Here is a 27,000-nt window from a genome sequence, read left to right on the forward strand (position 1 = left end):
AAAAAACTTCAAAGTCTGCTCTCAGCGTACTTGAAGCGAGCAGGTTTGTCGCGGGTCGACTGGTCGAAGAAACCCAAACTGCACGCACTGCCCATGGTCGGATGCGGCTTGAACACCGGCTTGTGCTTGGTCCACGGCCGCTCGCCCCAGTCGGGCTTGTGGATGGCCGAGACCGCCAAAGGCCGGGTCGAGTGGGACAGTCCGCCCCAAGATTTGTCTTTTTGTTCTGTGGCTCTGGGTTGGCGAGAAAAGTTGGAATCGGGCGCGCTGGCTGTTTTTGCACGTGTATTGACGCAATACAAAAAGCCGTTTTTGTACTTTGCTGTGGCCTCGCTGGTGATCAACCTGCTGGCTTTGTTGACTTCGCTTTACAGCATGCAGGTGTATGACCGCGTGATTCCTTCGCGCGGGGTTGAGACCTTGATTGTTCTGACGGTCGGCGTTTCAGCGACCATTGTTTTTGAACTGGTGCTGAAGTTTTTGCGCTCACTGATGATGGACCGGGTGATACAAAGCGCTGACGTGGAGTTGTCACACCGAATTTTTGAACGGCTCATGAGCGTGCGCATGGACCAGTTTCCTGCCAGCGTCGGCACCTTGGCGTCACAGCTGCGCAGCTACGAGTTGATTCGCGGCTTTGCTTATTCGGCCACCACGTATTTGCTGATCGACACGCCCTTTGCCTTGGTTTTCTTGGTGCTGATTTTCATCATTGGTGGGCCGGTGGTGGCCGCTATCCCTTTGGCATTTTTTTTATTGACCTTGATGTTGGGGTTGACCTTCAAACGCAAAACCGAACAGCACACGCGCGAGTCGCAGGCCTCCTCCAATCGCAAACTGGGCTTGCTGGTTGAAGCCGTGGACGGTGCCGAGACCATCAAGGCGCAAGGTCTGCGTTGGCATTTCTTGAACCGATGGAACGCCCTGACCCAGCAAAACGTGAGCGAGGACAGCAAGGTTCGACACATCAATGAAGCCTCCTCTTACTACGCCGCCACGCTGCAACAACTGAGCTATGTGTTGCTGGTGGCCACTGGCGCTTATGTGGCCTCGACCACCAACGATCTGACATCGGGGGGCTTGATTGCCTGTTCCATTTTGAGTGGACGCGTGCTGCAACCCGTCACCATGCTGCCCAGCCTGTTGACACAGTGGGCCAATTCAAAATCTGCATTGACGGGTATTGATGCCATTTTCAAATTGCAACTGGACCATCACGATGCGCAAAGCCCCCTGCCTTTGACGACGGCAGCAGGCCATTTTGAGATGGACAACGTGACATTTGCCTACCCAGGTCAACTGCAACATCTGCAAGTACCCAAATGGGCCGTGAATCCCGGCGAAAAAATTGGCGTCATCGGTGGCATTGGCAGCGGCAAAAGCACCTTCTTGAAACTGCTAGCGGGCTTGTACAAGCCGACAGAAGGCCGCGTCCTGTTTGATCACTTGGATTTGCAGCAAATTTCCCGCGCGCACATCAGTCAGCACATTGGCGTGGTGTCTCAAAATGTTCAACTCTTTGCCGGGACCTTAAAGGACAATTTGGTTGCGGGCCTCATCGGCATCACCGCAGAAACCCTCCACCAGGCCTGTCAGGCCACGGGGCTTTCCGCCTTTGTGGCCACACACCCCAAGGGCTTGGACATGCCGATTGCTGAAGGCGGCGGCGGTGTCAGCGGTGGTCAACGCCAGTTGATTGGTCTGACCCGGCTGCTGCTCACACGTCCTGCCGTTTGGCTGCTGGATGAACCCACGTCCAGCATGGACGACGACACCGAACGGCGGACCTTGAATGTGTTGGCCGGATCGGTGGCGCCCAACCAGACCTTGGTGCTGGTGACTCACAAAGCTTCGGTGCTGAGTTTGGTGCATCGACTGGTGGTGCTGTCCAACGGACGCATTGTTCTGGATGGGCCCAAGGACGTGGTGCTGGAGCACTTGCGAAACGCCAGAAAATCAACAGCCCCAACGGGGGCGCAAGAAGCGCAAAGCGCTTCTCAATCCACTCCATCTTGACGGCACAACCATGTTGATTCGATTATTAAAGGCGCTTATTCCGCAGGATGGTCTTCAGCAATTGGTCCTCTTGTTCACGCTGATGTCGGCTGCGGCGGTGAGCTGGGCCACCTGGGCTGAAATCCCTCAACTGGTGCGCAGCAACGGTCAAATCATTGCGCTGTCGCGCACACAAATCATCCAATCGGCCAACGATGGGGTGGTTCAAAACATTTCGGTGCGTGAGGGCGATGCGGTCGAAAAAGGCCAGTTGCTCATGCAACTGGACGCATCACAACTGAACGCGGCCACCGAAGACAGCCGTGCCAAAGTGGCGGCTCTGCGCGCGACTTTGGCACGCTTACAAGCAGAAGTCTTTCAAAGGCCCCTTATTTTTACTGGGGTGGATGAGCGAACCTATGGCAGCTTCATCAAGAACCAAACAGAACTGTATCAACGCCGAAAACAGGCCTTGGACGAAGAGTTGGACACCCTCAAGAACATGTTGGCCAACGTACAACAAGAACTGCACCTGAGCTTGCCTCTGCTGGCGGAGGGTGATATTTCGCAAACTGAAGTGCTGCGGTTGCGTCGTTCTGTGTCAGAACTCCAAGGCAGCATCACCAACCGGCGCAACAAGTTTTTTCAAGATGCGCAGGCCGAGATGACCAGGGCCGAAGAAGAGCTGGCCACGCAAGAGCAAATGCTGATTGAGCGCCTGACCCATTTAGGGCGCATGCAAATTTTTGCCCCCAACGAAGGTTTGGTGCGCAATGTGCGGGTGACGACCTTGGGTGGCCGCGTGCGTCCAGGTGATGTGGTGATGGACTTGCTCCCAACCAACAGCGAATTGATCATTGAAACCAAGCTCAAACCGCAAGACCTGGCTTTCATCGATGTAGGACACGCCGTATCGATCAAATTGGATGCTTACGACGCATCGATCTACGGCATTCTGGACGGCACGGTGATGTACATCAGCCCCGACGCTCTGACCGAAGACACGCGCGCAGGCGAAAACATCTTTTACCGTGTCCATGTGCGCATCGAGAAGAACCACCTCAAAACACAGTTGGGCAAACAGATTGACATCACACCAGGGATGACCACACAAATTGAAATACAAACTGGAAAAATGACGGTACTCAATTATTTGCTCAAGCCCATCGTGAAAACCTTCACGTCGGCACTGACGGAACGCTGAGCTGCTGCTGAATCAAGGTGCATGACGCTGCGCCCTTGGACCGCCAACGACGGGTCAAGATGTCCACGTCCGCCCGCTCGGGACAGACATCTTGATGCATGTGCCCTTTGAACTGGATGCGATGTGAACTTGACCGCCTTTGCTTTCAATGCGTTGGTACAGGCTTTTCAGGCCTAAAGATGTCTGGCGCAAGGAATGTGAGCTTTGACTGACTTCATCCCAGTCGGGGATGCCTGTGCCATTGTCTCGTACCTCAATCACCCACTCGTCCATGTGTTGGTGAAGGCGTACCTCAATCTGCGTCGCCTGACTGTGCCGCAGAGCATTGCTCAAGCACTCGTGTGTGGCTTTGTACAAATGCAAACCCATTTCGGATGACACAGGCAACAATGCGCCTGTGCGTTGGTAGTGGAGACAAATGCCATGGGCTTGGGCTTGGATCTTCAACCGGCTGCACAAATCTGACAAAGCTTGATGCAGTGTCTCGTGGCCCGTGTGGCTGGGATTGATGGCAAAGCGCAACTCGTCCAAGCAGCGTTGCAATTCCAGCTCGACTTTGTCGTGACTGGGTACGGCGGTGCGCAGACTCCATAACAACAAATTCAAACGTGCGCCAACGCCATCATGGATGTCATTGACCATGCGTTCGCGTTGCGCATCCAGAGCACTTGCGTGAAGCATCTCATTGTTCACCTTTTGCGTGTGGTCCTGGATCAACAACCACATGGCCATGACCACCAGAAATGGCAACGCAAGGTGTGCCATGCCGACCGGTTGCAACACCCCGTACACCCACAAAGGTTTCGCTGTCTCGGACACGGGAAGCAGCGACAAGCCCGTGTGCAGGATGTAATCGTGCACCGCCAGCAGCGCAGTCAGCAGCCCATGCAAGGCCATCAAAAATACACGAACAAATTGTCGTTGTTGCAGCACCTTGACGACCAACCAACCGACCGACACCACATAGATGCACACCGCCAAGCCGGTCCAGACCACGTCCAAGATGGGCTCCGACTGGGGTCCTGTCCATGCATAAATCACCCAGCCACTGTGCAAATACATCAGCACGCCGAGGCGCACGCGCCTTGGCAGGCGGTACTTGAATACCGTGAAGGTGAATTGACTCACAAAGTCAATCAGCATGCCCGTGATGGCATACAAAGCCATGCGCCACATGAAGTAGGTGTCGGTGGGCAATTCATTGATCAGGGCCAGAGTCATCAGTCCGCTGCAACTCAGGCTGGTCATGCCGCCGTAGACATACAAGTCAGATCGAACCCGTAACCCCATCACAACAAAGAAAAAACCGACCAATCCCGACAACACATTGAAGGTGGTGTGCAAGGTCTGGCCGATGAACCTGAAGCGGTCAAAAAGAGGACGCAAGTCTTGCAAATCGCCGGCGAACATCGGCGAGATAAACCACCCACGCAAGTGACCGTATTGGGTCACGCGGACCTCCGTGTCTTGCCCATGTTGGAGCATCGAGCGGGGGACCGAAATGAGCACCGGTTGATACCAGTTGTGCAACACCTCGTTATTTGAGCCATCCAATTCATAAATCACATCCGGCCCAATGGTCACCACCGCGCCCTGCACCGGTTGTGGCAAAAGAATGGCCGGCAAAGGCTTCTCAGCGAGGCGGGCTGGCAAGAGAAATGTCCAGGTCACTTGTGTCAACCCCGAACGTTCTTGGCGAAAGAAAAAAGGCAAGGTCTGCTGGGTCACGTGAACGCCAGAATTGTCGTCTTTGACCACATACCCGATGTGCGTGATGGGCATGAGGTGCGCGTGCGCCGCAACAGAGTCGTCAGGGCCCCAAGCCAAAGTGACGCCCCAAAATGCACCCAACAACTGGATGCATCTGAGCCACAAGCCGTGCATGGTCACAGCAGCCCTTGTCGACGAGCCGCCTGCACCGCTTCCATTTTGTTGCGCACATTCAGCTTGCGGTAAATGCTGCGCAAATGCTGGTTCACTGTGAATATGGAGATGGCCAACGCATCGGCGATGACTTTGGCGGGAGAGCCCTGTTCGACCATCGTCAAGATTTCGAACTCTTTGGGCGTCAACACCGTTGATCGATTTTTGATGGGTGCAACGTTCATTTTGACGGTACCACGCACGGCATCTGATTGGGACGCGGTGGCAGCGTGAGCGTCCATGCAAATCAATTTGTCAATCAACACCTTGCTGGCATGGCCGCTCAGGTAACCGCCATCATTGATCAAACTGATGATGCTTTGGATGATGTTGGCGGGCATTTCTGACTTGAGCAAATAACCCGATGCGCCAGCTGCAATGCTGCTGAAAATATGCCTTTCGTCCCCCAAGGTTGAGAGGGCCAAAATTTTTGACTTGGGGTAGTGTGCGCGTATGGTTCGCATGATGTCGATGCCGCTGCCATCGGACAAGGTGATGTCCACCAGGTAAATATCGTTTTCGGTGTTGTGCACATGATGCTGTGCATCGGCAAGAGTGGTCACAATGCCTGCAACCGCCAGCAACGGAGCCGTCTCGATCAGTGTCCGCAGCGCTCGACCGAATTCCAGGTCATCTTCAATGATTAATACTGTAGTTTTCATTAATGTATTAATTTTAATACTTAAAAAACAGTAATAAATAGCTAATTTTTGCTAGGCACCTTTGAGAAGCCCTGCGTCAGGATGGCAAAACGGTCGCCCCCCTCAGACAAGGGCCTGGTCGCCAAAACCATGCCCTACCGATTGCGTGGCGATCAACAGGTCGTTGATGAACTGGGTTCCAGACACCTTGCTGACTCGACATCAGTGCCAAAGTATGCAGAGCCAACACCTGCGGCCCCGACGTCCAAGTGTGTGGGATGACACCCTGAACCCGGTTTGCAGCAGCGCTCACCCCCATGGCGTGGATTGAAACAGCCCTGGAGACAGGCACGGTTGAAGAGGCTTGCCGGTGCTTACAGTCCGCTTGTCAGTGATGAAATCTTCAACCCTTGTGGTGCAAGTGCAAACCGATCACCACAACATCAGGCCACTTGAAACGGTGTGAAACCGCCGCGCCACTTCTTGGCCGACGCGCAGGTGCCCCATGAAGATGGACAGACACGGCATCACAGCAAAGGGGGGGGATGGGCACGCAGCAATGGTTTGAACCCATGCGTTTGAACACGCACCAATCGCCCGCAAGCTACTTTTCCAAAATCATGAATTCTTTGCCCAACAAGCGCTGAAGGTGCTTGGTGTGTTGGGCCACAATCTGCATGAACTCAGCTGTTGGGGCCAGGAATCTCACTCTTTTGTCGGCTTCGCTGTGAAACGTTCGAATCAACCCTGCTTTTTCCATTTCTCGCAATTTCAGTCTGATCGCTCGGTCCGTGTACTCCGGGTGGTTGAATATTCGCTTGAGTGATCGGGCGCTCTCATGCTGCGGGTAAATCAGAAGTTCTGTCGCGATGCAGAAATAGACGTGTCGCCCAATGACTGAATTGAGAACGGGCACGTTGGACCATTCCCATTGATTCAAATCAATGAGACTTTCAAGAATTTTCCTTTGCTTGCTGTCTGCCAATTCGAGGGTCATAAGTAGCTTTATTTAACTATTTTTTCCTTTTTAAAACAGCAAAAATTTGCAAAATTGCAGGAAAATTTTTCCTTCAGACAACGATTCAAATACACATTAAATTAGTATTTAAATTATTAATTTTATTTAATATTAACTTTTATATCTTATTTAATAGAATTATAGTTAATTGTATTTAGGAAAAAAGAGCAAGGATAAATTTAAAAAATGGGCTCGCGCTCATTCCAACCCACGTATTTACGCAAATCGTAGAGACAAGCTCGTACAAATCTTCGATATTCGGAACGTGCGCGCTACTTTTGAAAACACCGACATTCATCCCCCTGTCTTTGGACGCAGGCTCAAGGCTGCCAGACTGAAGATGGCTTTGGCCCAAGACAAATTAGGCGTTTTGGTGGGCCTTGATGAAATGACTGCGAGCGCTCGCATCAGCCGCTATGAAAATGGCGTACACGAGCCCGCCATCAAAACAGCTCGGCTGATTGCTAACGCTTTGGATGTGCCGCTTGCTTATCTGTACTGTGAAGACGACCAGATGGCCGAGGTCATTTTGAGAATTTGGAAATTCAGCGACAGTGAATGGATGGGCTTGCACCTGTTCTTGGACGATTTGTGAGTTTTTCTGGCCACGGGGACTGGGCCAAATGGTGAGACGCCTGCCCAAGTCAAGTTCACGCCCAGCTTCGCGAGAAGGCCACGCCAGCATGTTGACCAGCCCAAGACCATGACCCACCCATCTCGGTGGCCAATGTGAAACAAGGGTGGAACCATGGGTTGATGGGGCAGCTCTGGCGTTTGGTTCTTCATGCGCCAGGCCATGGCCAGGTGGGGGCAATGGCGCATGCACTGAGCCTGGGCACCTGTTCATCCAACCATGACCAACATGCAAGACGTCAGGCGTGCATGCATCCAGAGTTGCGCTAAATTCAAAGCATGTGCGCCCACTACGAATCCCCCCGCGACAAAGCCCTGCTCAAAAAGCATTTCGCCATCAATCTGCCCAGCGAGCTGGCCAAGCGCGATGTTTGGCCCGGCTACCAAAGCACCTTCATTCGCCGTCATGAAAACGCAGACGTGGGCGATGACGCGGTGCCCCCGCGTGAAGCGCTGCTCGGCAGCTTTGGCCTGATCCCACATTGGTCCAAAGACGACAAGATCGCTCGCCACACCTACAACGCCCGCAGCGAAACCGTGGCCGAAAAGCCCAGCTTCCGCGATGCCTGGCAGCGTGCCCAACACTGCATCATCCCGGCGCAAGCCATCTTTGAACCCGACTGGCGCAGCGGCAAAGCCGTGCCCACCCGCATCACACTGGCCAACGGCGAGCCCATGGGGCTGGCTGGGTTGTGGGCGCGATGGCGCTCACCCGCAGGCGAGACGGTGCACAGCTTCACGATGTTGACGATCAACGCCGATGAACACCCGTTCATGCGCAACTTCCATAAGCCGCAGGATGAGAAACGATCGGTGGTGATCCTGCCGCCAGATCTGTACGACGATTGGCTGCAGGCCGGTCCGGGTGAGAGTGGGGTTTTTTTGCGGGCGTGGGCAGCGGACGAACTGCAAGCGCTCTAGAGAGGACAATCAGCGCATGAGTTTGATCACCAAAACGCACTGTCCAGAGCAATGGTCAGTGTCTCGGCGGCCTCTAAAGAGATCGCCCAGCTCAGCTTGCCGCAGCACATTGATGGCATTCCCCTGATGCATATCTCTTGGGGTCTGATTCGTAGATTGGCAAAGAAAACACGCCCACAAACCAGCTCGCTCGATGAGCGGCTTTGGCTCAAAGAACTGATCAAGCATTTGGAGACCTACACGGCGATGGACACACTGCGCAACAACATGGTTTACGTCGTTTCACTTGGCTCGCAGGCCATGCGCGACGGCGGTACACACACCTGGATCGACGTCGTCGAGAAAGATGGTCATTACTTTCACCCGGTTGGCAACCATTGGCCGCAGCAACCGCCCAACTACATTGCATTCCGCTACAGGGGTGCTGTGCACACTGTGCACCGCATCGAGTCCCATGAAATTTGGAGCAATGTGGCCGAGAAAAATCCACTCTGGTGCGAAACACGGGATGCAAGTTTTGTGTACAAGCTAGGCCCTGCAATGCGCCCCCCCCAGAAAGATGAAAGCAGGCGGGACCGGCGACACGATCAAGAGGAGTGCCAGAGTGTGGTGCGCCCTCGACACCTTGCTGACAGGGCAGTTTGAGTATCTGGGTCAGGCCCGGGATGAAACAAAAAAAACGCTTGAACGAGGCTGAAGCAGCAGACTACTGACGGCACAAAAAAGCCCCCAAAGCTTCCAGCTGAGGGGCTCAAGCAACGCAAACATCACAGCAATTGCAACGCCTCGATCAACCAAGTGGTGACACAAATGGTGACATGGCTGGAGCACAAAAGAAAAAACCCTAAGTAGATCAACTACTTAGGGTTCAGTACTGGCGGAAACGGAGGGATTCGAACCCTCGATGAGGCTCTACACCCCATACTCCCTTAGCAGGGGAGCACCTTCGGCCACTCGGTCACGTTTCCAGTGGGTAAATTATAGCTCAGGCTTGGTCCAGATCGAAGGCTTTGTGCAGAGCCCGCACGGCCAATTCCATGTATTTTTCATCGATCACGACCGAGGTCTTGATTTCAGACGTTGAGATCATCTGGATGTTGATGCCCTCTTCGCTCAAGCTGCGGAACATCTTGCTGGCCACCCCCACATGGCTGCGCATGCCGATGCCAACGATGGACACCTTGCAGATTTTGGCGTCACCCGCCACTTCGGCAGCACCCAATGCAGGCAGTACCTTTTCTTTGAGCAAATCGATGGTCTTGGCGTAGTCGTTGCGGTGCACGGTGAAGCTGAAGTCGGTCTTGCCGTCTTTGCTCAGGTTCTGGATGATCACATCGACTTCGATGTTGGCATCGGCCACAGCGCCCAGGATTTGGTAAGCAATTCCGGGCTTGTCGGGTACGCCCAACACAGAGATTTTGGCTTCGTCGCGGTTGAATGCGATGCCGGAAACGACGGCTTGTTCCATTTGTTCGTCTTCCTCAAAAGTGATCAGGGTGCCGGATGCGGCTTCTTCGTTGATGTCGATGTCCCAGGGCGTGAAGCTCGAGAGCACGCGCATGGGTACTTTGTATTTCCCTGCAAATTCGACCGAGCGGATTTGCAGGACTTTGGAGCCGAGCGACGCCATCTCCAGCATTTCTTCGAAACTCACGGTGTGCAGACGACGGGCTTCGGGCACCACGCGTGGGTCGGTGGTGTAGACGCCGTCCACATCGGTGTAGATCAGGCACTCGTCAGCTTTCAGGGCTGCCGCCACCGCCACCGCCGAGGTGTCAGAGCCGCCACGGCCCAAGGTGGTGATGTTGCCCTGTTCGTCCACCCCTTGAAACCCGGTGATGATGACGACTTTGCCCGCGCTCAGCTCTGCACGCACGCGCACGTCGTCGATCGATTCGATGCGGGCTTTGGTGAAAGCGCTGTTGGTCTTGATGGGCACTTGCCAGCCTGCGTAGCTGACCGAAGGCTGGCCTTCGGATTGCAGGGCAATGGCCAGCAAGGCCGAAGATGCTTGCTCGCCTGTGGAAGCCAGCATGTCCAGCTCGCGGCTGTAATCTTCGCCGGGTTTGGCAGGTGCCAGCTCTTTGGCCAGTCCCAGCAGGCGGTTGGTTTCTCCGCTCATGGCACTGGGAACCACGACAATCTGATGGCCGGCACGCGCCCATTTGGCCACGCGCTTGGCAACGTTGCGGATGCGCTCGGTCGATCCCATCGAGGTGCCGCCGTATTTGTGAACGATCAAAGCCATGTGTAGTGTTGAAGTGAAGATAAAACCGGGCTTCGTCGACAAGCGAGCCTGTGGTCAACCCCGGCAAAACCCTTGATTGTACCCAAGGGCCTGACAAGTTCTTGACCCCTTCCAGCCTGGGATGTCTCACGCCGCTGGGGCCGGTGATCAACTTTGAGCAGCAGTGCTGTGCCAAACCAACCGTTGCGCTTCGCGCGCCATGAATCCTTGCCCCACTTTGATATGAAGCCGATGACCTCGGGTGGTGCAGGCGGCTAATTGGTCCAGCAATTCATGCAACTGTGCGGTGCTGGGCGTCGCAGCATGGTGCTGGCGTAACCAGTGACGCAGCACCAGCGACTGACGGGCGCGACTGAGTTGCTGCAAGGCCTGGATGCGCGGCGGCACGCCCACAAGCGCCAGGTCTTGGGCGGCCACCTCATCCAACACCTCTTGGGCTTGGGCCGCGTGGGCGGCACTGCGTGAGAAGGTTTCGCGAAAAGCGGGCAAAGTCTCGGCCAGCACAGGCAGGATGCGAGCACGAATGCGGTTGCGGGTGAAGGATTCATTGGTGTTGCTGGGGTCTTCGATCCAGCTTTGGCCTTGCCTTTGCAGCCATTGGCGCAAGGCAAGACTTGGCATGGCCAAGCAGGGTCGGTGCCAATGCAGGCCTAGCCGCTGCCAATGCGCGGGCATGCTGGCCAAGCCGGGCAGGCCAGCGCCACGCGACAAAGCGATCAGCAGCGTTTCCACTTGGTCGTCGGCATGCTGGGCCAAAGCCACATCTCGGACCTCAGGCCAGTCGTTCAGCACCGCTTCGGCCAGTGAGGCATAACGGGCTTGGCGAGCCGCATCCTCTGGGCTTTGGCCAGGTGCATGCCTGGCCTGCACGCGTCGCACCACCAGGGGCACTTGCAGCGCCAAACACAGCACACGGCAATGCCGCTCGAAGTCGTCGGCAGCAGCTTGCAAGCCGTGGTGGATGTGCACCGCCCTCACCTGCCCAGGCCAGCGCCGCGCGCAGGCCAGCAGCAAAGCGGTGGAATCGGCGCCCCCACTGAGCGCCACGGCAAAAGGAAGGCCCGGGCTGAAATCAGCCAAGGCCTGTTCAAGGGTTTGCGCCATGTGTGAAGCCCGCAGCCTCAACGGGCTGTCATTTGCCCGCTTTTGTATCGGTGAAGCGACCGTAGCTGTTCAAGCGTTCATAGCGGCGCTCCAACAGCTCTTTGGGCTTGAGATCCGCCACTTGACGCCAAGCATCGCCCAAAGCGCGCTTGAGGAAAGAGACCATTTGATCAGGATCCCTGTGGGCACCGCCAACGGGTTCATTCACAATTTTGTCGACCAAGTTCAAAGCCTTCAGGCGGTGTGCGGTGATGCCCAGAGCATCCGCAGCCACTTCGGCTTTGTCGCTGGTTTTCCACAAAATGGAAGCACAACCTTCAGGGCTGATGACCGAATAGACCGAATACTGCAGCATCAGCACTTGGTCGGCCACCGAGATGGCCAATGCGCCACCGGAGCCACCTTCGCCAATGATGGTGGTGATGATCGGCACTTCCAATTGGGCCATCTCAAAGATATTGCGGCCAATGGCTTCGGATTGGCCGCGCTCTTCAGCGTCGATGCCGGGGTAAGCGCCGGGTGTGTCCACAAAGGTGAACACGGGCAACTTGAACTTCTCGGCGGTCTTCATGAGGCGCAGCGCTTTGCGGTAGCCCTCGGGCTTGCTCATGCCAAAGTTGCGCAGCGTGCGCTCTTTGGTGTCGCGCCCTTTTTGTTGGCCCAGCACCATGCAGGCTTGGCCATTGAAACGGGCCAAGCCACCGACGATGGACAAATCGTCGGCAAAGTGGCGGTCGCCGTGCATCTCGACAAAGTCGGTGAAGATGCCATGGATGTAATCCAGCGTATAGGGCCGCTCGGGGTGACGGGAAATTTTGGTGACCTGCCAGGGGGTCAGGTCACTGTAAATGTCTTTGGTCAGTTGCTGGCTTTTCTTGCTGAGCTGATCAATTTCGAGGGTGATGTCCACCGCCGATTCAGTTTGCACGTAACGCAACTCTTCGATCTTGGCTTCGAGTTCGGCGACCGGTTGCTCAAAGTCGAGAAATGTTTTTTTGGCCACGTTGGACTCCTCTGTTGAAACCGGGCGGACGCCTCGTCCCGCCCTCAATACGCCACTGGAGCCGGGTCCAGTGAGCGCCAAATATACCAAGTCGCTACCGTCGCAAAAGGACTCCAGGCTTGGGCCACCTCACGGGCATCGCTGCGGCTGACCGGTTCACCTGAAAAATAGTTGCGGCTGATGCCGTTGATCAGGCCCACATCGTCGAGCGGCAACACATTGGGGCGCATGAGGTGAAAAATCAGAAACATCTCCGCCGTCCAGCGGCCGATGCCCCGGATGGCCACCAACTCGTCGATGATGGCCTCGTCATCCATCTCTTGCCAAGCTGTGACGTGCACTGTGCCGGAGCTGAAATGCATGGCCAAATCGACCAGGTATTCCACTTTGCGCGCCGACAATCCGGCCGCCCGCATGTCATCGACCTTGAGTTTGAGCACAGCCGCGGGGGTCAAGCGCTTGGTGAGCAGTGAAAAACGGTCCCAGACCGACTGGGCGGCCTTGACGGAGATTTGCTGACCCACGATGGAGCGGGCCAAAGTGACGAATGCGTCACCCCGCGTCTCCAAAATGGCGTTGCCAAATTGGGGGATGAGCTTTTTCATGACCCGGTCTTTTTTGGCCAGGTGCGCACAGGCCTCGGCCCAATATGCGGGTGTCACGGGCGTGATCGCAGTCGTTGCAGCGCTCACTGAGCCGCCTCCCAGGTGGTGCCAGAGGCCGAGTCTTTGAGCACGATGCCTTGGGCCAGCAGATCGTTGCGGATGCGGTCGGCTTCGGCAAAGTTTTTGGCTTTTTTGGCGTCGGCCCGCGCTTGAATTTGCGCTTGAATGGTCGCCTCATCCACACCCACACCCGCACCCGCCTGAAGGTACTGGGTCGGCTCGGTCTGCAACAAACCCAGCAAGCCACCCAGCGCTTTGAGCAAACCTGAACGCTCGGCAGAGCCGCTGCGGTTGGCATCACCCGCCAGCTCGAACAACACCGCCACCGCCTCAGGCGTGCCGAAGTCTTCGTCCATGGCCGCTTTGAAGCGAGCGGCCAAAGGGTCGTCCCAGTCAATGGTCACGTCCGCCGGCGGCACGGCTTGGAGCGCGGTGTACAGGCGCTTCAAGGCACTTTTGGCATCGTTCAGGTGCACATCGCTGTAATTGAGCGCGCTGCGGTAGTGGCTGCGCACAATGAAAAAGCGCACCGTCTCGGCGTCAAACGATTGGAGCACATCACGGATGGTGAAGAAGTTGCCCAAGCTCTTGGACATCTTTTCGTTGTCCACATTGATGAAGCCGTTGTGCATCCAAAAACGCGCCAAAGGCTGACCGTTGGCGCCTTCGCTTTGGGCGATTTCGTTTTCGTGGTGCGGAAACTGCAAATCGGCCCCGCCGCCGTGGATGTCAAATGTCTGGCCCAGCAGCTCGCAGGCCATGGCCGAGCATTCGATGTGCCAGCCGGGGCGGCCCGTACCAAAGGGACTGGGCCATTTCACGTCGTCGGGCTCGGTGGACTTGGCGCTTTTCCACAGCACAAAGTCCAAGGGGTCTTGTTTGTCTGTCTCCACCGCCACGCGTTCGCCTGCATTCAATTCGTCCAGCGACTTGCCGGACAACTTGCCGTAACCTGCAAACTTGCGCACCGAATAATTCACGTCACCATTGCCTGCGCGGTAAGCCAATCCTTTTTGTTCCAGCGAGCCGATCATGCTGAGCATTTGGGGCACGTAATCGGTGGCGCGCGGCTCATGCTGGGGACGTTCAATGCCCAGGGCATCCGCGTCTTGGTGCAATGCGTCAATCATGCGGTCGGTCAAGCCGCGGATGGTTTCACCATTTTCCAAGGCGCGTTTGATGATTTTGTCGTCGATGTCGGTCACATTGCGCACATAGGTCACTTGGTAACCACTCGCTTTGAGCCAGCGCTGCACCACATCGAACGCAATCATGGAACGGGCGTGGCCCAGATGGCACAAGTCGTACACGGTCATGCCGCAGACATACATGCGCACATGACCGGGCTCGGCCGGTGAGAACTCGGAGACAGCACGGCTCAGCGTGTTGAAAATGCGCAGACTCATGTCAGATCAAAGATTTTGTGTACAAGCACCCACACGACAGTGTCCGGCATCGGCATCTGGTCGGCTCGGGGTAAAAGATCAATTCAAGGCCAAGAAGCAGACCCCCAACCCGGCGTTTCGGGTGAACATCAGCCCTTGATCACGGCCTGATGACGGGGTGCCCTCCGCTACAATGACCGTTCAGTATATCTCTGACGGAACCCCTGCTCCCAGTTCCTGGCAGCTCGAATCCAACACTTTTGGCGCGCATGCAAGCTCTACTTTCGTTCGTATTGGCCAGTCTTTTGCTGCTCTTGAGTGCGGGCGCTCAAGCGGACGTGTACCAAAACGTGAACCAACTCATTGGTGCTGGACAATGGTCCCAAGCACACACGCAAGCCCAAGAACACCTCAAAACCCGTCCAACCGACCCGCAAATGCGCCTTTTGCTGAGCCGCATACAGGATGGCCAAGGGCAAACGGCTGAGGCGATGTCCACCCTGCAGGCTTTGACCCAGTCTTTCCCTGAGCTGCCTGAACCGCACAACAACTTGGCCGCGCTGTTGGCCCGCCAAAACCGCTATGCCGAAGCCCTGGTTCAGCTGCAAGAGGCTGTGCGGGCTCGCCCCGATTACGGCACGGCCTTGGAGAACTTGGGCGACGTCTACATTGCCTTGGCCATTGAGGCCTACGACAAGGCCCATCGAGCGGCTGCCCCGCAGCCCCGCGTGATGCGCAAACGCCAAGCGGCCGAACAACTGCTCTTGTCGTCTGTGCCCTGAGCTTGCCCCCCGTTGAGCGCCCTCCCCAGCATGCCCCCCACACCAATTGATACCGCCTGAAAGTCCCGTATGCGCCGATCCCGCTTTATGACATCTTTGGCCATGACGCTGGCTTTTGCGCTGGCGCTGCCCATGGCCAGCCAAGCCCAGACGGGCGGCGTGAGCAAAGTGCGCATCAGCACCACCATGGGTGACATTGAAGCCGAACTCTACGCCGACAAAGCGCCCAAAACCGTGGCCAACTTTTTGCAATACGTCAAGGACAAGCACTACGAGGGCACGATTTTTCACCGGGTGATTGCCGGCTTCATGGTCCAAGGTGGAGGCTATGACACCCAATACAAAGAAAAGAAAACACGTGCGCCTGTGCCCCATGAAGGCCGCCAAACGCTTGCCGCTGGCCTGAAAAACACCACGGGCACTTTGGCCATGGCCCGCACCAACGATCCGCAATCGGCCACCGCTCAGTTTTTCATCAACGTGGTGGACAACGCCTTTCTAGACCCCACCCCGATTCCGGAGGGTGACCCCGTCGCCCAATTTCAATACCAAGGCCGTGTCTACGAAAACATCGCCCGCGCCCAACTGCTGAACGCACCCCAACTGTTTGGCTACACCGTTTTTGGCAAAGTCACGTCCGGCATGGACGTGGTCCAAAAAATCCGCAACACGCCCACGGGGGCAGGCGGCCCTTTCCCAACCGATGTTCCCCGGACACCGGTTGTCATCCAATCCATCACTTTGTTGAAATAACACCATGAGCAACCCCCAAGTTGAACTGCACATCACCGGCTACGGCGTCATCACACTCGAACTGGACGCCGAAAAAGCCCCCAAGTCGACGGAAAATTTTCTCGCCTATGTGAACAAGGGCCACTACAACAACACCATTTTTCACCGTGTGATCCCCGGCTTCATGGTCCAAGGCGGAGGCTTTGAGCCGGGCATGGGCCAAAAGCCGACCGATGCGACCATTGAGAACGAAGCCAACAACGGCCTGAAAAATGACAAGTACACCGTGGCCATGGCCCGCACCTCGGCGCCCCACTCGGCCACGGCTCAGTTCTTCATCAACGTGTCCAAAAACGACTTCCTGAACCACACCGCACCTTCCATGCAAGGCTGGGGCTATGCCGTGTTTGGCAAAGTGGTCAAAGGCACCGAGGTTGTCGACCAGATCGAGGGCGTCAAGACCGGCAACCGCGGCGGCCACGGTGACGTGCCCAAAGAGGACGTCGTGATCGAAAAAGCCGTCGCCATCTGAGTGGGCGCCGCCATGTCCGACCCGCGCACCACCCGGCCGAAGATCGGCTTGTTGACTGCGCCTTCGGCATGGCTCACCGTGGACCTGATCTCGGACCTGCATCTGCAGGCCTGCGAGACCGCTACCTTCGAAGCCTGGCGAGCCTACATGGCCAGCACCACCGCGGATGCGGTGCTGATATTGGGGGACTTGTTTGAAGTTTGGGTCGGCGACGATGCCGCCAACTCTGACCCATTTTTGCAGCGTTGTGCCGAGGTCCTGAAACAAACCTCGTCGCAAAAATACGTGGCCTTCATGCCAGGAAACCGTGATTTTTTGGTCGGCCCAGATTACTTGGGTGGCGGTGGCGTGGAACTCCTGAACGACCCCACCTTGCTGGAGCTGGGTGCGCAGCGCATCTTGCTGACCCACGGCGATGCTTTGTGCCTGGACGATCAACCTTACCAAGCCTTCCGATCACAGGCCCGTCAACCCCAATGGCAGCAGGCTTTTTTGGCCAAGCCTTTGGCCGAGCGCCAAGAATTTGCCCGTGGTTTGCGTGCTTTGAGTGAATCCCAAAAAAACGAGGGCATGTCTTTTGCCGATGCAGACCACGAGATGAGCCAATTCTGGCTCGTCCAGGCCCAGGCCGATCGACTGGTTCACGGCCATACCCACCGCCCCGCCGATCATGCTTTGGGGGCGGCCCACCGCCATGTGCTGAGCGACTGGTCTTTGGACCATGCCCCCTGGCGCGCGCAGGCACTCAGGCTCAAGCGCGATGGCGATTTAGAACGCATCAATTGGCCTTAAAGCGACTTTCTTTTCGAAACCCCGAGACAAAAAAACGGCCGCTCAAAAGCGGCCGTTGGGCTTGCAGCCGCTGAATCAACCGCGCAGCAGGTTTTTCAAGACGTTTTGCAAACGGCGCGCCGTGGTCTCCTCGTGCGGTCCGGACAAGACCTGCGCCACATCCTGTCCCCAGGTTTCAAGGGGACCGGGCTGATTGCGCTGGGTCAGCAACTGCAATTGGAGCATGCGGCGCTCGCTCAAGTTGTCGGCTGGTGTGGGCACTTCAGCAGCCATTTCCAAGCGCAGCAAAGCGGTTGCCGATGGGGTTTTGGCCTGCGCACTGACCGCCTGCACCCAAGCTTGGCGCGTGGCCGCATTGATCGTCCGACCCAGCTCTTGCGCACTGGGCAACGCGTCGGCTTGGCGGGATTGCCAAGCGCTCATCAAACGGGTCAGGGATTCACCATGGGCTTGCGCAGCCAATTTGCGCAAGGACATCTCAGCCCGCTCCATGGCTTCACGTTGCGCACGGAATGCGGCGTCACCCAAACGAGGCCCCCGGTCTTCGCGGAAATCTCGACCATCGCCGCGTGGGCCACGGTCACCGAAACGATCGCCACCACGGTCTGCACCGGGACGCGCTCCGCGCTCACCAGGCCGGCCATCGCGACGGCCATCGCGCGCCACCGAGGCTTCGGTTTTCTTTTGGCCAGGTCGGTCATCACCACGAACCGCGACAACGGGTTTGGCGGGCTTGGGTGGAGAAACTGGGATGGCCGGGGCCTGTGCCTCTTCGGCAACGGCGCCGTCGGCGCCCGCTTGAACGGACTCACCGGGGGCATCGGCGGCGGCTAAGGCCTCTGTTTCCACGACGGGTGCAGGCGCAGATGGCGCTGCAACTGCCGCGGCCTGAACCTCTTGGGCTTGGCCACGCAATGCGGCATCCAAGGCGGCCATGGCAGCACGAATTTTTCCGGCGTCGCCTGCGGCATTGGCGTCCTCCAGGGCTTGAGATGCATCGATCACGGCACGGTCTCGGGCGGTCAACGGGGCCGCTGAGGCGTGGCGCTCGGTCCCTTTGCGTTGGAAGGCTTCGTCCAGCGGTGCACGGAACACTTCCCAAAGTTTTTGCTCCGTCTTGCGGTCCAAGGGCACGGCTTGGGCTTCGACTTGCCAGCGCTGCTGCAAAGCTTTGACCGCATCCACACGCAAAGCGGGTGCTGCGCCCACTTCACGGGCCTCGTTGATCAAGGCCTGGCGACGTTCCACGCTGGCTTTTTGGGCCGCTTCAAGGCGCGCTGCGGCGGCTTTGAAAATCACTTTCCACTGCGACTGCATTTCACCAAACGATTTTTCGCTCAGGTGTCCCGCATTGCGCCAACGGTCGGCAAATTGGTGCAAGGCACGCAGCTGGGCTCGCCAGTCGTCGCTGTCTGAATTGGCCATGGTCCAGGCTTTGACTTCGTCCATGAGGGCCACGCGTTGGGCGCGGTGCTCTGCGGACTCTTTCTTCATCTGCTCAAGCCAAGCCAAAACCGCTTTGTAGGCTTCGTTACAAGCGGCATCAAAACGCTTCCAAAGCGCATGATTGGGCAAGCCGGCTTGGTCCGTTTGCTTCCAGCTGTCGCGCAATTGACGCAGCTTGTCTTGCATCTTGCGGCCACCCACTGTGGGCACTTTGTCGGCGCCCAGCAGCCCTTCGGCCTGGGCCACCAAACTTTGGCGCACTTGGTCAGCCAACCAACGTTGCCACCCCTGTGCATCGCCTGCAGCGGTCAGCGCCAAATGCACGCGCTCATCCAAGGTGGTGTCCAGGTTTTTGCCGTGAATTTGAAGTGCGGCTCGCAATGCATGCACCCCATCCGGCAGCGACACGCCTGGGCTTTCTGTGGTCTGCTTTTCCAACGCTTCCAACACCTCGGTCACAGCCTTGCCCGCTTGCTCGCGCAGGGCTTGGCGCTGGGCCGCATCCATTTTGGGTTTGGCTGGTTTGGCGTCTTGCCCTGACTCGGCCGCTTGCACATGAGCGCCTGGGGCAGGTGCCAGCACTTCGGCCACAGCCTCCCCACGCAAGCGTCGAACTTCATCGGCCCACACAGGCACCGACGGCAAGGGAACAGCGGCGTCGGTCTGGGCCTGCTGGGCCAAAGCCAAAGCGGCCGAGAAACCTTGCCAAACAGCCTGCAATTGACTCAAGGCGGTGTCCAGTTGAACCGGAAACTTGGGGTCCACGCTGGGCCAAACCACATTGGCGGTCAACTGCTGCGCTTGGGCCTGCCATTGGTCCACATCACTTTGCAAACCCGTCAGGGCCAATTGGGCTTCAGCCATCGACTTGGTCGACAGCACTTCGATGCGCTGGGCCAACAGCACCGCGGCTTCACGCTGCACCATCACCTGGTGTTGCAAATCTTCAACGCCTTTGACCACCTCGGCCAATCGGACCTTCCAACTGGCCAGTGGTTCGCGCGACAGTGGCGCACCGGCTTTGGCGGCATCCCGTTGCCAGGCCATGGCATCGCCAATGTTCAACCGTGGCGCCTGCAACAGCTGCTCGGCTTTTTGAGCCCAATCGCTGGCCAGCACATCTTGTCCCTGTAAGCGCTTGAGCTCTTCGAGCTTTTCCTTGAGCAACTTGGCAGCACCTTTGTCGCGAGAGGACATTTCGCGGTAGACCTCGGACAACAGATCGAACGAAGGTTCTGTCGTGAGCCATTCGCGCAGCTTGGCACTGCGTTCCCCGGAGGTCATGGCGTTGAAGGCGCCCCCAGTGGATTGGTCAAGGGCAGCAAGGTCAAGGGGCTTGGAGATTGAGGTCACGGTAAAAACTTTAAAACACGGTTCATGCCAATGCGGCATCGGGGTCATCGGAGAGCTTCAGTCTTAAAACCAACAGCCAACAACAACCCCGTATTTTCGCCGGGATTTCGCTCGACCTGGTGCGCTGACACGAATACGACACATTCTCTGGTGAATTGAGGCGCTGCATGCCACCTTTATACCCGTCTAATCTATGGATTGACATTGATAGTCTTGACTTGGTATTTGATATTTCTAAAATAAAAGCGTTTTTAGCAAATATCAAAAAATTTTTGCCCCCACAGACCCCCCATGGTCTGGGTCAACGCCCGCTGACTGGATGGCCAAGCTCAGCGCCATGTGAATCGTCCCGCCTTGCTTTGAATCTCCTGCCATTGGCGGCGGGCCCTAGAGGACAAGCGTTCACCGCACCATGAACATGCCCCACTTGGTCTTGTCTTTCAAGACCTTTGTCACCGACGTCAAAGAAGGGTTTGTCGAAATCACCCGACACGGCTTGGCCTTGTTCGGATTGGCCATCGTGTTGGTCACCTTGACTTTTTCGGTCCGGCCCGACTTGCAAGCCACAGCGAGTGGGGCCCTGCTGGGTTGGCTCCAAATTCGCCAATCGGAAAATCAAGAACCCACACCGCAGCGCGATGCAGCCAGTCGGTCGACCGCCAAGGACATGCAAAAACTGACCCCGCCGCAGTTGGGGGTCACACGCTGGCTCAGCCGAAAATACCGGGTGTCCGCAGAGCCTTTGGGCGCGATGGTGGCGGAAGCCTGGAGCCTCGGGGAGCGCAGCCAATTGCCGCCCAGCCTGATCCTGGCCATCATGGCCGTGCAATCGCGCTTCAACCCATTTGCCTCGTCCAATCCTGGCCAAGTGGGATTGATGCAAATTGAACTGCAGGCCCACACCGAGACGCTTGCGCAGTTTGGTGGAAACTTGTCGGCTTTCGACCCCTTGACCAATGTCCGCGTAGGGGTGCGGCATCTGCAAGGCCTGATGCAACAGACCGAATCGCTAGAAGAGGCCTTGGCGCTTTATGGTTTGGCATCGGGTTTCAGCGACGAAGGCCAGTTTGTCAACCGGGTCATGGCGGAGCAACTCTTGATTGAAAAAGCCGCGGAATAACCAAGCCTGCGGCACGAACCCGGGCTCGCAGGGTGGACCTGGCAGGCCCGGGTCTGGGGTACAGGCCCAAGCGGCTACGCTACACTAACGCCGTGCGCGACTGGCGATAGGAGCTCCCCGATCGGTCAAACCGAGTGGGATCACTCTGACGTGGAACGCGATGGCCCCTTGAGCCATTCCAAACCACTGGGAAGCGCACAGCCCGCCCTGGATCCGTCAATTCCGTCGCGGGTTTTCAGCCGTTCGCCTGGGCAGCCCTTGTCAAAGACCCCGTTGTTTTGGGCAAGGTCACATCCATCCAAAGGACTGCCATGTACCACCGCAATACATTGATTGAACAAACTGATCCCGAGCTTTTCGCCGCCATCCAAGCCGAAAATGCGCGCCAAGAACACCACATTGAGCTGATCGCCAGCGAAAACTACGCCTCGCCCGCCGTCATGGCCGCTCAAGGCAGCCAGCTGACCAACAAATACGCCGAGGGCTATCCGGGCAAGCGCTACTACGGTGGCTGCGAGCACGTGGATGTGGCCGAGCAGTTGGCGATCGACCGCATCAAGCAAATTTTCGGTGCCGAAGCCGCCAACGTTCAGCCCCATTGCGGCGCCTCGGCCAACGAAGCCGTGTTTCTGGCTTTTTTGAAACCCGGTGACACCATCATGGGCATGAGCCTGGCCGAAGGCGGCCACCTGACCCACGGCATGCCACTGAACATGTCGGGCAAATGGTTCAACGTGGTGAGTTACGGTTTGGACGCCAACGAAGCGATCGATTACGAAGCGATGGAAGCCAAGGCCCGCGAAACCAAGCCCAAGTTGATCATTGCCGGTGCATCGGCCTATTCGCTGCACATCGACTTTGCCCGATTTGCCAAAGTGGCCAAGGAAATCGGCGCCATCTTTTTGGTGGACATGGCCCATTACGCAGGTTTGATTGCCGCAGGCGTCTACCCCAACCCCGTGCCCCATGCCGATGTGGTCACCTCGACCACCCACAAAAGCCTGCGCGGTCCACGCGGCGGCATTATCTTGATGAAAGCCGAGCACGAAAAAGCCATCAACAGCGCCATCTTCCCTGGCCTGCAAGGCGGCCCGCTCATGCATGTGATCGCCGCCAAGGCGGTGGCTTTCAAAGAAGCATTGCAGCCTGAATTCAAGGCCTACCAAGCCCAAGTGATCAAGAACGCGCAGATCATTGCCGAAACCTTGACCGCGCGCGGCCTGCGCATTGTCAGCGGCGGCACCCAAAGCCACGTCATGCTGGTGGACCTGCGCGCCAAAGGCATCACCGGCAAGGTGGCCGAAGCGGCTTTGGGCAACGCCCACATGACCATCAACAAAAACGCCATCCCGAACGACCCTGAAAAGCCATTCGTGACCAGTGGCGTTCGCATCGGCACCCCTGCCATGACCACCCGTGGTTTCAAGGACGAGGAAGCCCGCGCCACAGCCCATTTGATTGCCGATGTGCTGGACAACCCACTGGACGAAGCCAACTTGGCCGCTGTGCGTGCCAAGGTGCACGCGCTGACCAGCCGTTTCCCGGTTTACGGCTGATCGGTCCGCGCGATGAAATGCCCGTTTTGCAGCCACCTTGAAACCCAAGTGGTGGAGACACGTCTGGCTGAAGACGGGGATTTCATTCGCAGGCGTCGCCAATGTGGGGCTTGCGAAAAGCGCTTCACCACCTACGAAAAGCCGGAAGTCAACTTTCCAGCCATCGTCAAAAAAGACGGCCGTCGAATCGATTACCAGCGCGACAAATTGCTGGGCAGCCTGAACCTGGCTTTGCGCAAACGGCCCGTCAGCACCGATCAGGTGGACGCTGCGATTGAGCGCATCGAAGAAAAACTGCTGAATCTGGGCATTCGCGAGGTGTCCTCTCACCGCATTGGCGAGTTGGTCATGCGCGAGCTGAAAAAACTCGACAAAGTGGCCTATGTCCGCTTTGCCAGCGTGTACCGCAATTTCGAAGACATCGACGCGTTCAAGACCCTGGTGGACGAAGTCCAAAGCTGACCACCCCAGCGATGCTGGTGTCCACTCATGGGCATTGCGCTGCGGTGTACTTTTCAGCGCGCGGCTGACCCAACGCGTTGCTGACCACTTTCCAGCCTTCTGTGGATGCAGGTCGACAAAAACGCCACGTCCCTGCCATGAACGCGCCGCTGGGACTTTGGCTGCGCCCTTCAGGCCCATACGAAAAATAAGCCCTGACCGTGCTGTCGGCCCCCCAAAAAAACATGGGCGGCAAGGGCTCGTACACCTCAATCAGGGGCTCTTCTTCGTCCCGCCGGGCATTGTGGTTGGTGTCCACAAACACCCACCAACCGAGCTGCCAGTTGGGTTCAGTGTCACATTGCGCATGGGCACGGGCGCACAGGGTGACAGGCTGCTGACGACGCAAGGCCTCCGAGCGGGCCAGTTGCAAACTGCGCAGCAAACCCTCTGCTTGCGCCTGCAAACGGTGCTTGGCGTAGAGGTTGTTCACGCTGGGCACTGCCAAACTCAACAGCACACCCAAAATGGCCAGCACCACCAAAGCCTCCAGCAGGGTGAAGCCCCATGACCTGAAGACGGCAGCACGTCGGCGATGGGTGTGGACGAAACCATTCATGGTGGTCAAGGACAGACAGGAAGGACCTGGCACTGTACAAGATGAATACATAAGAACACAATTCATCGAAACAGAGGGCATCGCACATGGACTCAAAGCGCACGGGGAAGCATCAGGCTCGCGGAGCCTCCCAAGGGAGTTGGCCGCTGCAGACGCACAGTCGGGGTTGGACATTGTCTGATCTGCTGATCACCCTGGGTTTGATGGGCATTTTGGCGGCGCTGGCTGTACCCACTTATCAGCAGCAGCAACGTCAGGCTCGGCGCAGTGACGGTCATGCCGCGTTGTTGCAACTGCAAGTGGACCAGGCGCGGTGGCGCAGCAGCCAAGACCGTTACGCCGAATCACTGACCGAGTTGGGTTGGGCCCATGACCGCTCACCGCAAGGCCACTACCAAATCTCGCTGATCGACGTCTCGGCCGATGCCTACACTGCACTGGCCACAGCTCTGGGAAGTCAAGCAGCTGACCAACCCTGCACCCCCTTGCGCCTGACATGGCAAGGCGGCGCCACAGCCGTTTGGGGTGCAGCTGATCACCCAAACAGTGACCCTGCTCGCTGCTGGCGCCGTTGAAGGGGCTTGTCCATGACCAGGCCATTCAAACCAAGGCAGCACCAGATGGGCAACATGCAAGGCGAAACCCTCATGGGGTTGCTGGTGGGCTTGACGGTGGGTTTGGTGGCGTTGGCTGGGGGCAGTGCGCTGCTGGCCAACCAGCTGCGTGGTCACCGCATGGCACGCCAAGACAGCCAGCTACAGCACGACCTGCGCTCGGCTGTGGACTGGATGGCTCGGGAATTGAACCAAGCCCACTTTGTCGCCAACGCATGGCAAACGCGTTCCCCTGGTGAGTGCGCGGACCCATTTTGCGCCGGGTTGGATGACTTCAGCATCCACGGCAGCCGCATCACGTTCAGCCATGACCGCAACCATAATGGGACGAAAGACAACAACGAGTGCTTGGGCTTTCGCCTGGTCAAAGGGGCATTGCAGGCGCGTACCGCTTGCAGCCCCGAGGTGTGGACCGCCCTCAACGACACAGCGAGTCTGCAATTGACGCAGCTTGAATGGCAGCTCCATTGCACCAAAGCACAGGGTTGGTTGCAGCGCCGCGTCGACTTGAGCATGACCGCACAGTGGCCCGGCGATGCGGGCCGCCAAGTCCAACTTCAGCGCAAGATCCACATTCGCAATGCCGTGCCTGTCAGCCGAATGGATTTGTTTTGCCCATGACAGCCACATCAACGAGAGTGCGGCAAGCAGGGGCCGTCACCCTGTTGGTGGCCATGGGCTTGGTCATCTTGGCCAGCTTGACCAGCTTTTACAGCGCCCGCAGCGTGCTGGTGGAGCAATTGGCCACCCACAACCATGCTCACGCAGCGCAGGCCCGAATGGCAGCCGATGCTGCACTGGCCCTCGCCCAAGTCGAAGTGACCAGAACGTCTCCTGGCTGGCCCTCGGTTTTACTCGGCCAAGCAGACTGCCCCCCAAGCCATGCTGGACCCCAATGGGCGTGCAGCCGCTTGCCCCTGCCCCAGCACCCAGCCATGCCACAAGCCCACTTGAGCGCCCTTGCTGTGCGCGATCTGGTGGTGTCACCACATGTGCTGATGCTGCAAGCCAGCGCCCGCATCGACGGGCACCACAGCACGGCGCACGTTCGCGAGAGCGTGTTCATTCCTGCTGTGGCTCCGGCGCCCGAGCTGGCAACGCCAGCGGCCTTGGTGGTGAACGGCTGCATCAGTGAATATGTGGGCGCTCGTTTGCGCGTTTGCCCCTTGGTTGGCCAAGGCGTGGCTTGCACGGGCATGGCCATAGCCCCTGCGGTGCAAACGCATTTTGTGCCGGACACCAACCACAACGGCACCATCTCAGCGGCTGAAAAAGAGGCTTGCTTGGCCTTGAACCCTTCCAGCCTGCCTGGCGCAGGCGGTCAAACCGGGCCGTCCACCGTCCAGACGCGCAGCCCTTGCCATCGCGCGGCTTGGCGCAGCGTTTTGGGTGACATCACCGATGCACAACTGCAAGCGTGGTCCAGTGCACAAGAACGCAACGGTCTGACGCAGCTCACCTCCCCTGCCCGCACGGTTTACTGGATTGACAGCCCCAATGAGTGGACACTGAGCGTGGGCAGCACTGAACAACCCGTCTTGCTGGCCTTCTCGGCCCTGGCCTGCGCCCATCGCTGCCCGTCCATTCGGGTCAGCGCACGCATTGTGGGCAGCGTTTTGATGGACTCGGCTTGTGACGACGAGAAAATGCGCGGCTGGCAAGGCGGGACCATGGAAGGCCAGTTGGTGGTCGAGTCGGGCATGCCCGAATGGCAACAGGGCACCGTGCTGGCCCATCCACATGCGCGACGCGCATACAGCGTGAGCTGGCCTGCTGGCATCGATGCCGCTCGGCCCCAGCGCGTCAACGGCAGTTGGAGCAGCGACGCACCATGACGCTACGGCCCCAAACACAGCAAGGCATGGCCCTGGTGGAAGCCCTGATCGCCTCAGCCGTTTTGGGCATCGGGTTGCTGGGTGCCACTCAACTGACCCTCCAAACCCTGCACACGGCCCACCAAAACCGCCAACACACCGTGGCCCAGCAACTGGCGCAAGAGGCCATGGATTGCTTGCGTGCCCCGTCTCCCTTGGCCGCCCATGGCGAAGAAAGTGGGTGCCCTGGCGAAGAAGTCCTCCACCGGCAAGGCGTGCGCTACACACGCCACGCGCACAGCACCTTTGGCGCAGACGGGGGGCTGAGCGATTTGCATGTGCGCGTGACTTGGCCTGTCCAGCCCGAAGGCCATCTAGGCCTGATCAACTGGCACAGCAGCGTCTCGGACCTGCCATCCTGGGTTGGCGTATCCTTGCCTTGATGGGCTCGGACCCCAG

Annotated in this window: 25 protein-coding genes, 1 tRNA gene, 2 pseudogenes and 1 riboswitch; of the genes and pseudogenes, 17 read left to right on the forward strand and 11 right to left on the reverse strand. The window is 57.7% G+C overall.

The window, feature by feature from the left end:
- Nucleotides 1-162: 162 nt before the first annotated feature.
- The 3 genes and pseudogenes from ACHEXK_RS07695 to ACHEXK_RS07705 all read left to right on the forward strand — a co-directional run.
- Nucleotides 163-1,104: pseudogene (locus ACHEXK_RS07695) on the forward strand (ABC transporter transmembrane domain-containing protein); the annotation flags it as partial.
- Nucleotides 1,105-1,323: 219 nt separating this feature from the next.
- Nucleotides 1,324-2,016: pseudogene (locus ACHEXK_RS07700) on the forward strand (ATP-binding cassette domain-containing protein); the annotation flags it as partial.
- A gap of 10 nt (nt 2,017-2,026) precedes the next feature.
- Nucleotides 2,027-3,199 (forward strand): HlyD family efflux transporter periplasmic adaptor subunit, encoded by a 1,173-nt coding sequence (locus ACHEXK_RS07705; RefSeq protein ID WP_416544911.1) that lies wholly within the window; start codon nt 2,027-2,029, stop codon nt 3,197-3,199.
- Between the two features lie 54 nt (nt 3,200-3,253).
- Here the strand turns inward: ACHEXK_RS07705 and ACHEXK_RS07710 are convergent, their stop codons facing one another.
- The 3 genes from ACHEXK_RS07710 to ACHEXK_RS07720 all read right to left on the reverse strand — a co-directional run bounded on the left by ACHEXK_RS07710 (nt 3,254) and on the right by ACHEXK_RS07720 (nt 6,760).
- The gene (locus tag ACHEXK_RS07710; protein WP_416544913.1) at nt 3,254-5,083 is read right to left on the reverse strand and encodes a sensor histidine kinase; all 1,830 of its coding nucleotides are present in this window, start codon (nt 5,081-5,083) and stop codon (nt 3,254-3,256) included.
- A gap of 2 nt (nt 5,084-5,085) precedes the next feature.
- The gene (locus ACHEXK_RS07715) at nt 5,086-5,784 is read right to left on the reverse strand and encodes a response regulator (RefSeq protein WP_416544915.1); all 699 of its coding nucleotides are present in this window, start codon (nt 5,782-5,784) and stop codon (nt 5,086-5,088) included.
- Nucleotides 5,785-6,367: 583 nt separating this feature from the next.
- Nucleotides 6,368-6,760 (reverse strand): hypothetical protein, encoded by a 393-nt coding sequence (locus ACHEXK_RS07720; RefSeq protein WP_416544917.1) that lies wholly within the window; start codon nt 6,758-6,760, stop codon nt 6,368-6,370.
- A 169-nt stretch (nt 6,761-6,929) separates the two neighbouring features.
- On the opposite strand from ACHEXK_RS07720, the gene ACHEXK_RS07725 reads away from it, so the two are divergent.
- From ACHEXK_RS07725 to ACHEXK_RS07735, 3 genes are all read left to right on the forward strand, one after another.
- Nucleotides 6,930-7,376 carry a helix-turn-helix domain-containing protein gene (locus tag ACHEXK_RS07725; RefSeq protein ID WP_416544919.1) on the forward strand — a complete coding sequence of 149 codons (447 nt, stop codon included), beginning with the start codon at nt 6,930-6,932 and terminating at the stop codon, nt 7,374-7,376.
- A gap of 317 nt (nt 7,377-7,693) precedes the next feature.
- Complete coding sequence (locus ACHEXK_RS07730) at nt 7,694-8,335, forward strand: SOS response-associated peptidase (RefSeq protein ID WP_416544921.1); 642 nt, start codon at nt 7,694-7,696, stop codon at nt 8,333-8,335.
- 51 nt (nt 8,336-8,386) lie between these two features.
- Nucleotides 8,387-8,980, forward strand: a complete 594-nt coding sequence (locus ACHEXK_RS07735) for a hypothetical protein (protein ID WP_416544923.1) — start codon at nt 8,387-8,389, stop codon at nt 8,978-8,980.
- 230 nt (nt 8,981-9,210) lie between these two features.
- Here the strand turns inward: ACHEXK_RS07735 and ACHEXK_RS07740 are convergent.
- From ACHEXK_RS07740 to cysS, 6 genes are all read right to left on the reverse strand, one after another.
- Nucleotides 9,211-9,303 (reverse strand) — tRNA-Ser (locus tag ACHEXK_RS07740).
- 17 nt (nt 9,304-9,320) lie between these two features.
- Nucleotides 9,321-10,583: an aspartate kinase gene (locus ACHEXK_RS07745; RefSeq protein ID WP_416544925.1), complete on the reverse strand. Its 1,263-nt coding sequence runs from the start codon at nt 10,581-10,583 to the stop codon at nt 9,321-9,323.
- A 147-nt stretch (nt 10,584-10,730) separates the two neighbouring features.
- Nucleotides 10,731-11,687 carry a tRNA lysidine(34) synthetase TilS gene (tilS, locus tag ACHEXK_RS07750; protein WP_416544927.1) on the reverse strand — a complete coding sequence of 319 codons (957 nt, stop codon included), beginning with the start codon at nt 11,685-11,687 and terminating at the stop codon, nt 10,731-10,733.
- A 28-nt stretch (nt 11,688-11,715) separates the two neighbouring features.
- The gene (locus tag ACHEXK_RS07755) at nt 11,716-12,690 is read right to left on the reverse strand and encodes an acetyl-CoA carboxylase carboxyltransferase subunit alpha (protein WP_416544929.1); all 975 of its coding nucleotides are present in this window, start codon (nt 12,688-12,690) and stop codon (nt 11,716-11,718) included.
- A 44-nt stretch (nt 12,691-12,734) separates the two neighbouring features.
- Nucleotides 12,735-13,382: a DNA-3-methyladenine glycosylase family protein gene (locus ACHEXK_RS07760; RefSeq protein WP_416544931.1), complete on the reverse strand. Its 648-nt coding sequence runs from the start codon at nt 13,380-13,382 to the stop codon at nt 12,735-12,737.
- On the reverse strand, nt 13,379-14,761 hold the full coding sequence (gene cysS / locus ACHEXK_RS07765; protein WP_416544933.1) for a cysteine--tRNA ligase: 1,383 nt from the start codon (nt 14,759-14,761) through the stop codon (nt 13,379-13,381). The genes ACHEXK_RS07760 and cysS overlap by 4 nt, the downstream gene beginning before the upstream one ends.
- Nucleotides 14,762-15,009: 248 nt before the next feature.
- Between cysS and ACHEXK_RS07770 the strand changes: the two genes are divergently transcribed.
- The 4 genes from ACHEXK_RS07770 to ACHEXK_RS07785 all read left to right on the forward strand — a co-directional run bounded on the left by ACHEXK_RS07770 (nt 15,010) and on the right by ACHEXK_RS07785 (nt 17,578).
- Nucleotides 15,010-15,522 carry a tetratricopeptide repeat protein gene (locus tag ACHEXK_RS07770; protein WP_416544935.1) on the forward strand — a complete coding sequence of 171 codons (513 nt, stop codon included), beginning with the start codon at nt 15,010-15,012 and terminating at the stop codon, nt 15,520-15,522.
- Nucleotides 15,523-15,609: 87 nt separating this feature from the next.
- Nucleotides 15,610-16,275, forward strand: a complete 666-nt coding sequence (locus ACHEXK_RS07775; protein WP_416544937.1) for a peptidylprolyl isomerase — start codon at nt 15,610-15,612, stop codon at nt 16,273-16,275.
- A 4-nt stretch (nt 16,276-16,279) separates the two neighbouring features.
- The gene (locus ACHEXK_RS07780; protein WP_416544939.1) at nt 16,280-16,786 is read left to right on the forward strand and encodes a peptidylprolyl isomerase; all 507 of its coding nucleotides are present in this window, start codon (nt 16,280-16,282) and stop codon (nt 16,784-16,786) included.
- A 12-nt stretch (nt 16,787-16,798) separates the two neighbouring features.
- Complete coding sequence (locus tag ACHEXK_RS07785; RefSeq protein WP_416544941.1) at nt 16,799-17,578, forward strand: UDP-2,3-diacylglucosamine diphosphatase; 780 nt, start codon at nt 16,799-16,801, stop codon at nt 17,576-17,578.
- 75 nt (nt 17,579-17,653) lie between these two features.
- Here the strand turns inward: ACHEXK_RS07785 and ACHEXK_RS07790 are convergent, their stop codons facing one another.
- Nucleotides 17,654-20,308, reverse strand: a complete 2,655-nt coding sequence (locus tag ACHEXK_RS07790) for a DUF349 domain-containing protein (protein WP_416544943.1) — start codon at nt 20,306-20,308, stop codon at nt 17,654-17,656.
- A gap of 481 nt (nt 20,309-20,789) precedes the next feature.
- Here ACHEXK_RS07790 and ACHEXK_RS07795 point away from each other — a divergent pair, with 481 nt between their 5' ends.
- The 3 genes from ACHEXK_RS07795 (at nt 20,790) to nrdR (ending at nt 23,515) form a co-directional block, all read left to right on the forward strand.
- Complete coding sequence (locus ACHEXK_RS07795; RefSeq protein WP_416544945.1) at nt 20,790-21,497, forward strand: transglycosylase SLT domain-containing protein; 708 nt, start codon at nt 20,790-20,792, stop codon at nt 21,495-21,497.
- Nucleotides 21,498-21,583: 86 nt separating this feature from the next.
- A riboswitch (ZMP/ZTP riboswitch) is annotated at nt 21,584-21,757 on the forward strand.
- 51 nt (nt 21,758-21,808) lie between these two features.
- The gene (glyA, locus tag ACHEXK_RS07800; RefSeq protein WP_416544947.1) at nt 21,809-23,053 is read left to right on the forward strand and encodes a serine hydroxymethyltransferase; all 1,245 of its coding nucleotides are present in this window, start codon (nt 21,809-21,811) and stop codon (nt 23,051-23,053) included.
- 12 nt (nt 23,054-23,065) lie between these two features.
- Complete coding sequence (gene nrdR, locus ACHEXK_RS07805; RefSeq protein ID WP_416544949.1) at nt 23,066-23,515, forward strand: transcriptional regulator NrdR; 450 nt, start codon at nt 23,066-23,068, stop codon at nt 23,513-23,515.
- Nucleotides 23,516-23,540: 25 nt separating this feature from the next.
- On the opposite strand, the gene ACHEXK_RS07810 is transcribed toward nrdR, so the two are convergent.
- Entirely contained in the window at nt 23,541-24,113 is a 573-nt protein-coding gene (locus ACHEXK_RS07810; protein WP_416544951.1) for a GspH/FimT family pseudopilin, read from the reverse strand.
- A 173-nt stretch (nt 24,114-24,286) separates the two neighbouring features.
- Between ACHEXK_RS07810 and ACHEXK_RS07815 the strand changes: the two genes are divergently transcribed.
- From ACHEXK_RS07815 to ACHEXK_RS07830, 4 genes are read left to right on the forward strand one after another with little or no spacing between them, the layout of a single operon-like run.
- Nucleotides 24,287-24,688 carry a type IV pilin protein gene (locus tag ACHEXK_RS07815; RefSeq protein WP_416544953.1) on the forward strand — a complete coding sequence of 134 codons (402 nt, stop codon included), beginning with the start codon at nt 24,287-24,289 and terminating at the stop codon, nt 24,686-24,688.
- Nucleotides 24,689-24,700: 12 nt separating this feature from the next.
- Complete coding sequence (locus ACHEXK_RS07820) at nt 24,701-25,348, forward strand: PulJ/GspJ family protein (protein WP_416544955.1); 648 nt, start codon at nt 24,701-24,703, stop codon at nt 25,346-25,348.
- Entirely contained in the window at nt 25,345-26,562 is a 1,218-nt protein-coding gene (locus ACHEXK_RS07825; protein ID WP_416544957.1) for a hypothetical protein, read from the forward strand. Before ACHEXK_RS07820 ends, ACHEXK_RS07825 begins: the two co-directional genes overlap by 4 nt.
- Nucleotides 26,559-26,984 carry a type IV pilus modification PilV family protein gene (locus ACHEXK_RS07830; protein ID WP_416544959.1) on the forward strand — a complete coding sequence of 142 codons (426 nt, stop codon included), beginning with the start codon at nt 26,559-26,561 and terminating at the stop codon, nt 26,982-26,984. The genes ACHEXK_RS07825 and ACHEXK_RS07830 overlap by 4 nt, the downstream gene beginning before the upstream one ends.
- Nucleotides 26,985-27,000: the final 16 nt, after the last annotated feature.

The organism is Limnohabitans sp. DCL3, from assembly GCF_048019295.1.
Taxonomy (GTDB): domain Bacteria; phylum Pseudomonadota; class Gammaproteobacteria; order Burkholderiales; family Burkholderiaceae_C; genus Limnohabitans_A.

Coding starts and splice junctions, on each gene's coding strand:
- ACHEXK_RS07795 (WP_416544945.1), top strand. CDS start 20,790: ATGAACATGCCCCACTTGGTCTTGTCTTTCAAGACCTTTGTCACCGAC.
- ACHEXK_RS07770 (WP_416544935.1), top strand. CDS start 15,010: ATGCAAGCTCTACTTTCGTTCGTATTGGCCAGTCTTTTGCTGCTCTTG.
- ACHEXK_RS07790 (WP_416544943.1), bottom strand. CDS start 20,308: ATGACCTCCGGGGAACGCAGTGCCAAGCTGCGCGAATGGCTCACGACA.
- ACHEXK_RS07735 (WP_416544923.1), top strand. CDS start 8,387: ATGGTCAGTGTCTCGGCGGCCTCTAAAGAGATCGCCCAGCTCAGCTTG.
- ACHEXK_RS07720 (WP_416544917.1), bottom strand. CDS start 6,760: ATGACCCTCGAATTGGCAGACAGCAAGCAAAGGAAAATTCTTGAAAGT.
- tilS (WP_416544927.1), bottom strand. CDS start 11,687: ATGGCGCAAACCCTTGAACAGGCCTTGGCTGATTTCAGCCCGGGCCTT.
- ACHEXK_RS07775 (WP_416544937.1), top strand. CDS start 15,610: ATGACATCTTTGGCCATGACGCTGGCTTTTGCGCTGGCGCTGCCCATG.
- ACHEXK_RS07715 (WP_416544915.1), bottom strand. CDS start 5,784: ATGAAAACTACAGTATTAATCATTGAAGATGACCTGGAATTCGGTCGA.
- ACHEXK_RS07730 (WP_416544921.1), top strand. CDS start 7,694: ATGTGCGCCCACTACGAATCCCCCCGCGACAAAGCCCTGCTCAAAAAG.
- ACHEXK_RS07745 (WP_416544925.1), bottom strand. CDS start 10,583: ATGGCTTTGATCGTTCACAAATACGGCGGCACCTCGATGGGATCGACC.
- ACHEXK_RS07780 (WP_416544939.1), top strand. CDS start 16,280: ATGAGCAACCCCCAAGTTGAACTGCACATCACCGGCTACGGCGTCATC.
- ACHEXK_RS07705 (WP_416544911.1), top strand. CDS start 2,027: ATGTTGATTCGATTATTAAAGGCGCTTATTCCGCAGGATGGTCTTCAG.
- nrdR (WP_416544949.1), top strand. CDS start 23,066: ATGAAATGCCCGTTTTGCAGCCACCTTGAAACCCAAGTGGTGGAGACA.
- cysS (WP_416544933.1), bottom strand. CDS start 14,761: ATGAGTCTGCGCATTTTCAACACGCTGAGCCGTGCTGTCTCCGAGTTC.
- glyA (WP_416544947.1), top strand. CDS start 21,809: ATGTACCACCGCAATACATTGATTGAACAAACTGATCCCGAGCTTTTC.
- ACHEXK_RS07710 (WP_416544913.1), bottom strand. CDS start 5,083: ATGCACGGCTTGTGGCTCAGATGCATCCAGTTGTTGGGTGCATTTTGG.
- ACHEXK_RS07810 (WP_416544951.1), bottom strand. CDS start 24,113: ATGAATGGTTTCGTCCACACCCATCGCCGACGTGCTGCCGTCTTCAGG.
- ACHEXK_RS07785 (WP_416544941.1), top strand. CDS start 16,799: ATGTCCGACCCGCGCACCACCCGGCCGAAGATCGGCTTGTTGACTGCG.
- ACHEXK_RS07830 (WP_416544959.1), top strand. CDS start 26,559: ATGACGCTACGGCCCCAAACACAGCAAGGCATGGCCCTGGTGGAAGCC.
- ACHEXK_RS07820 (WP_416544955.1), top strand. CDS start 24,701: ATGACCAGGCCATTCAAACCAAGGCAGCACCAGATGGGCAACATGCAA.
- ACHEXK_RS07825 (WP_416544957.1), top strand. CDS start 25,345: ATGACAGCCACATCAACGAGAGTGCGGCAAGCAGGGGCCGTCACCCTG.